At 73.7% G+C, this 5,598-nt stretch carries 6 protein-coding genes; 4 read left to right on the top strand and 2 right to left on the bottom strand.

Going from position 1 to position 5,598, the window contains the following annotated elements; all coding sequences use genetic code 11:
• Positions 1 to 15: 15 nt before the first annotated feature.
• Entirely contained in the window at positions 16 to 630 is a 615-nt protein-coding gene (locus CWIS_RS15165) for a hypothetical protein (RefSeq protein ID WP_048344165.1), read from the bottom strand.
• Positions 631 to 706: 76 nt separating this feature from the next.
• Positions 707 to 1,330, bottom strand: coding sequence for a hypothetical protein (locus CWIS_RS15160; protein WP_156186685.1), 624 nt, complete (start codon positions 1,328 to 1,330; stop codon positions 707 to 709).
• A 42-nt stretch (positions 1,331 to 1,372) separates the two neighbouring features.
• On the opposite strand from CWIS_RS15160, the gene csrA reads away from it, so the two are divergent.
• The 4 genes from csrA to CWIS_RS15140 all read left to right on the top strand — a co-directional run.
• The gene (csrA, locus tag CWIS_RS15155) at positions 1,373 to 1,642 is read left to right on the top strand and encodes a carbon storage regulator CsrA (RefSeq protein WP_048344163.1); all 270 of its coding nucleotides are present in this window, start codon (positions 1,373 to 1,375) and stop codon (positions 1,640 to 1,642) included.
• 210 nt (positions 1,643 to 1,852) lie between these two features.
• Positions 1,853 to 4,234: a chemotaxis protein CheA gene (locus CWIS_RS15150; protein ID WP_048344162.1), complete on the top strand. Its 2,382-nt coding sequence runs from the start codon at positions 1,853 to 1,855 to the stop codon at positions 4,232 to 4,234.
• Positions 4,231 to 4,647, top strand: a complete 417-nt coding sequence (locus CWIS_RS15145) for a chemotaxis protein CheW (protein ID WP_048344161.1) — start codon at positions 4,231 to 4,233, stop codon at positions 4,645 to 4,647. Before CWIS_RS15150 ends, CWIS_RS15145 begins: the two co-directional genes overlap by 4 nt.
• A 91-nt stretch (positions 4,648 to 4,738) precedes the next feature.
• Positions 4,739 to 5,598: HAMP domain-containing protein (locus CWIS_RS15140; protein ID WP_048344171.1), on the top strand; the 860-nt coding region annotated here is incomplete at its 3' end.

Raw genomic sequence — 5,598 nt, 5'->3', positions numbered from 1 at the left:
GGGCCGCCGCCGTGCCTACTGCGGCGTCGGGTCGGACGCGGGCTCGGGGGACGACGAGGCGGGCGGCCGGGGCTCGGCGTGCCACGCCGACCACGCGTCGCGCGCCCGGGTGAGCGCCCGGCGGACCTCGGCGGCGTCCCGGGTCCGGGCCGCGCGCTCGTCGGGCAGCAGGCGGTGCAGGTGCTGCTCGACCATGTCGAGCTCGCCGAGCAGGAACCCGCAGTGGTCGGCCAGCGACCCCGCCTCGGCCGGGAGCCACTGCTCGGGAGGCGTCAGCCAGGAGACGTACGGCGTCGAGCCGGGCGGGATGACGCTCGCAGCCAGCGCGTCGTCGAGCCACGCCGCGGTCTTCTCGAGGCCCTGCTCGCGCGCGACCTCGACGACGGCACGCGCCAGGTCGGTCGCGGCCTGCGCCTGTCGGCGCACCGCGGTCAGCGCGCCGACCACGAGCGCGGCGTCGGGGCCGGCCGAGCTGCTCACCGCGAGGTCCAGCACCGCCAGCACGTCGAGCCCGGGGTCGCTCAGGTCGACCTCGGCGCGCCGCAGCTCGACGAGCTCGTCGAGCTCGGCCTGTGTCTGGCCGTAGCGCACGACGAGGTCGTCGTCCCGGGGCTCGTTCGTCGCCTGCATGCCTCGTCGTTCGTCGGACCCGTGCCGGTGGGCGCGGGTCAGCGGGCGTCATCCGCGTGTCCGCGGGAACGCAGGGCTACGCCTGCGTACCGACGAACCGTACGACCAGCCGCCCGGTACGTCCACGATTTGCCGCATCCCAGCTGTCGGGCGTGGACACCGTGACGGTCGCGGCGGCCGACGCGCCCGGCTCGAGCGCGGGAGGGAGGCCGTCGACCCGGACCTGCGGCTCCTCGACGAACGCCTCGTCCGACGGCACGGGCGCCCACGCGAACGCCGAGCCGACGAGCACGCTCACCGCGGCGTCGTTGGACACGCGGATCGTGAACGTGCGCTCGTCGCCGGGGGCCAGACCGTCGAGCACCTCGCTGGGCAGCGTGACGTGGTCCCGGCCCATCACCGCGCCCGGGACGTCCGGCAGCGTCAGCCGCAGCGAGTCGCCGGGCCGTGCGTCGACGTGCGTCGTGACCTGCACGGCATCGGCGGTCTGGCGGACCGCGATGCCCACGGCGACCACGCTGACGGTCGCGAGCAGCACCGCGCACGCACGACGCCACCGGTCCGACGCGCGCGACCGACGCACGCCGCGCCCTGCCGTGGGCCGACCCTGTGCGGTCAGCAGCACGGTCGCGCTCTCGCCCGCGACCACGACGGGTCGGGACGGTGCGTCGGCGGTGGGCACACCCGTCCGATCGGTCACGGCCGAGTCGGGATGAGCGGTTCGCTCCGGTATTGTCGCCGCATGCTCGTGCTCACACGCCGTGCCGGCGAGAGCGTCGTGATCGGCGACGGGATCGTCGTCACCATCATCGACGTCCGCGGCGACGGCGTGCGGATCGGCATCGACGCACCCCGCTCCGTCAAGGTGCACCGTGCCGAGGTGCTCGACGCGGTGAAGGCCGAGAACGCCGGCGCCGCCGTGCCCGACGACGCCGCCGAGGCGACCGCAGCCGCCCTGCGGTCGATCCTGCCCGGCCCGGCCGCCGCGCCGAGCCCGACGCAGTCCGAGTGACGCCGCCCGAGTGACGCATCCCGCGTGACGCATCCCGCGTGACGCTGCCCGGGTGACGCAGCCCAGGTGGAGCACGGCGCGGCCCGGCCCGCGCCCCCGTCCGCCTCCGTGATGTGACGTCCGCCGCGCACACACTCCTCATGTCCGGCACTCCTCGGCCGATGAGTCGGGTCGCCGGGTGGTGTCGACAGCCCCCGCAGGAGGGTTGTCATGGAGGAGATCGACGAGATCGTCCACGAGTTCCTGGTCGAGAGCCACGAGAACCTCGACCAGCTCGACCGCGACCTGATCGCGCTCGAGGGAGCTCCCGGTTCGCGTGAGCTCTTGAGCAGCGTGTTCCGGACGATCCACACGATCAAGGGGACCAGCGGGTTCCTCGCGTTCGGCCGTCTCGAGCGGCTCGCCCACGTGGGCGAGAACCTGCTCGTGGACCTGCGCGACGGTCGCCGGTCGATGGACCAGCCGACGACCGACGTCCTGCTGCTCATGGTCGACACCGTGCGCGACCTGCTCGGGTCGATCGAGCGGACCGGTGGCGAGGGTGACGTCGACGTCGAACCTGCCGTCGCCGCGATCACGCGGGTGCACGACGACGTGCCCGCCGCCGCGCAGGCACCGACGACGCCGGACGTCGAGCCCGAGACCCCCGCTGCCGACGCGCCTGCCCTCGAGACGCGCGCAGCGCAGACCACGGCCGCCGAGACCCAGGCCGTCGAGACCCAGGCACCCGAGACGAACGCTGACGAGACGAGTGCTGACGAGGTGAGCGCAGTGGAGACGGCCGCCGACGAGGCGGAGGTCGAGCCCGCTCCCGCCGCCCAGGCCCCCGCGCGCCCCGGGATCATCCCGTCGCCGCGCGCCGAGGCCGTGCCGAGCGACGAGGTGGGCACGCAGCGCGGCGCCGCGGACTCCTCGATCCGCGTCGACATCGAGCTCCTCGACCAGCTCATGCGCCAGGTGGGCGAGCTCGTCCTGGCCCGCAACCGGATCAGCCGCCTCGCGTCGTCGCAGCAGGACGTCGACCTCGCGCGCTCGGCCCAGCAGCTCAACCTCATCGCCTCGGAGCTGCAGGAGGGTGTCATGCGCACCCGCATGCAGCCCATCGAGCACGTGTGGTCGAAGATGCCGCGCGTCGTGCGCGACCTGGCGGCGCTGTGCGGCCGTGAGGTGCGCCTCGAGATGGTCGGTGGCGACACCGAGCTCGACCGCAGCCTGCTCGAGGCGGTCAAGGACCCGCTGACGCACCTGGTGCGCAACGCGGTGGACCACGGCATCGAGCCGCGCGAGGTGCGGGTCGCGACGGGCAAGCCCGCCCAGGGTCTGCTCGAGCTGCGCGCGTCGCACGCGGGTGGTCAGGTCTCGGTCGAGGTCCGCGACGACGGCCGAGGGATCGACCCCGAGGTCGTCGGCGCGAAGGCCATCGCCAAGGGTCTGCGCACGCCCGAGCAGGTCGCCGCCATGAGCGCGAACGAGCTGCTCCAGCTGCTGTTCCTGCCGGGGTTCTCGACGGCCGAGAAGGTCACCAACGTGTCCGGCCGCGGCGTCGGCATGGACGTCGTCCGCACGCGCATCGAGGCGATCGGCGGCACCGTCGACGTCGAGTCCGTCGTGGGCGCCGGCACCGTGTGGCGCCTGCGGATCCCGCTGACGCTCGCGATCATGCCGTCGCTGTCGGTCGAGTGCGCGGGCGACCTGTACGCGCTGCCGCAGGTGCACGTGGTCGAGCTCGTCGCGCTCGACGCGCAGCGCTCGGACTCGGGCGTCGAGTACGTGCACGCCGCGCCGGTCTACCGGCTGCGCGGCGAGCTGCTGCCGCTGGTCTCGCTCGCGGGCGTCCTGGGCGTCGAGGTGCCGCAGGACGAGCACCCCGCGGTCATCGCGGTCGTGCAGGCGGACCAGCAGCGCTTCGGCCTGCTCGTCGACCGCGTGCTGACCACCGAGGAGATCGTCGTGACGCCCTTGGCGGCGCGGCTCAAGGCCATCGGCGTGTACTCGGGCGCCACGGTGCTCGGGGACGGCCGGGTCGCGCTCATCCTCGACGTCCAGGCGATCGCGCGCCGCGCGATCACGCGGGACAGCGAGCTGTCGACGCGCGACGCGAACGCCGCGAGCGTCACGCGCGCCGAGGTCGAGCAGGTGCTCGTCGCGGGCATCGGCGGCGGCCGCCGGGTGGCGATGCCGCTCGCGTCGGTCGCGCGGCTCGAGCACGTGCGCGCCGAGCAGGTCGAGCTCGTCGGCGGCCGTGAGGTCGTGCAGTACCGCGGCACGATCCTGCCGCTCGCGCGTCTCGACCGGCTGCTCGGCACGTTCGCCAAGGAGTCCGACGAGCTGCTCCTCGTCGTCTACACGCGCGGCAGCCGCTCGGTCGGCCTCGTCGTGGAGGAGATCGTCGACATCGTCGAGGACGAGGTCGGCAACCACTCGACGATCGACGACAGCGGCCTGACCGGGTCGACCGTCCTCGGCGACAAGGTCACCGAGCTGCTCGACGTCCGCTCGGCGGTCCTGGCCGCCGACCGGGAGTTCTACGACGAACCCGCGCCGGACGACGTGTTCGCCGGCCTCGACGAGCTCGTGGGAGCAGCGCGATGAGCAGCTACGTGACCTTCACCGTCGACGCGGGCCTGTACGGCGTCGACGTCCAGCGGGTGCAGGAGGCCCTGCGGGCGCACGCGCGCACCCGCGTGCCGCTGGCCCCCGAGGGCGTCGCCGGCCTGGTGAACCTGCGCGGTCAGGTGGTCCTCACGGTCGACCTGCGGCCGCGCCTGGGCCTGCCCCCGGTGGACGACGACGCCCAGCAGATGATGGTCGTCGTCCAGGTGGGCGGTGAGACCGTCAGCCTCCTGGTCGACGAGATCGGCGACGTCGTCGACGTCTCGCCCGAGCGTGTCGAGGCCCCGCCGGACACGCTCGACCCCGCCATCCGGCCGCTGATCCGCGCGGCCTGCACGCTCGACGACCGGCTCCTGCTGGTCCTCGACGTCGACGAGGCCGCCGCGGCCTGATCCGCGTCGTCCCCTCTGCACTGCCCTCGTGGCGTCGTCGATCCCCCCGACCGACCCCACCACGCCCGCGATCCACCCAAGGAGGCCTCCCATGAGCACCACCCCCGCTGCACCGCCGCGACCTCGCCGAGCTCGCTGGTTCTCCGACCGCGGGCTGCAGACGAAGATCTTCTCCGTCTTCGCGCTCCTCGGCGTCGTCGCCGTGGCCTGCGGCTGGTACGCGATGTCCTCGCTCGAGAAGTCGAAGGACGACCTGGAGACGGTCGCGAGCCTGCAGGCCGAGATCGCGGACGTGCGCTCGCTGGTGCACCAGAACCAGATCAAGGGCCGCATGATCATCGCCCAGATCGCGGCGTCCGACCAGCAGTCGGACAAGGACGTGTGGACCGTCAAGCTCGCCGACAACGACCGCGAGCTCAACGGGCAGATCGATGCCTTCACGGCGTCCGCCGCCGGCACCGCCGAGCCCTGGGTCGCGTTCCTCGACGACTACGCAGCGTTCCTCGCCGTCCGTGACGGGCAGCTCGTGCCCGCGGCGCAGGGCGCGGACGTCGCGCGCTACGCCGAGGTCCGCGACGTCGTCGCGCAGCCGCTCATCGACGCGTACGCGGCCGACCTCGACGCGGCCGCCGCGGAGATCACCGCGTACGTGCAGGGGATGGCCGACGCGGCCTCCGACCGGACCACGAAGGCCAAGACGATCATGATCGTCGCGCTCCTGGCCGCGCTCGCCGCCTCGCTCGCGCTCGGCTGGGTCGTGGGGCGCGGGATCCGCAAGTCGGTGAGCAAGGTGCAGGGGACGCTCGAGGCGATGGCCGGTGGCGACTTCACGGTCGCGGCCGAGGTCGACAGCCGGGACGAGCTGGGCCGCATGGCCGCCGCCCTGGGCAGCGCGCAGACGGCGGTGCGCGAGACGCTCGCGGGCGTCGTCGAGACCGCTCAGACCGTCGC

It is taken from the genome of Cellulomonas sp. A375-1 (assembly GCF_001040865.1).
Classification (GTDB): Bacteria; Actinomycetota; Actinomycetes; order Actinomycetales; family Cellulomonadaceae; genus Cellulomonas; species Cellulomonas gelida.
The sequence above is the reverse complement of the archived record's forward strand: the minus strand, read 5'-3'. Positions and strand labels throughout refer to the sequence as shown.

Bases quoted from the DNA above. Each gene is read 5' to 3' on its own strand.
- CWIS_RS15165 (WP_048344165.1), bottom strand. From the start codon at position 630: ATGCAGGCGACGAACGAGCCCCGGGACGACGACCTCGTCGTGCGCTAC.
- csrA (WP_048344163.1), top strand. From the start codon at position 1,373: ATGCTCGTGCTCACACGCCGTGCCGGCGAGAGCGTCGTGATCGGCGAC.
- CWIS_RS15150 (WP_048344162.1), top strand. From the start codon at position 1,853: ATGGAGGAGATCGACGAGATCGTCCACGAGTTCCTGGTCGAGAGCCAC.
- CWIS_RS15145 (WP_048344161.1), top strand. From the start codon at position 4,231: ATGAGCAGCTACGTGACCTTCACCGTCGACGCGGGCCTGTACGGCGTC.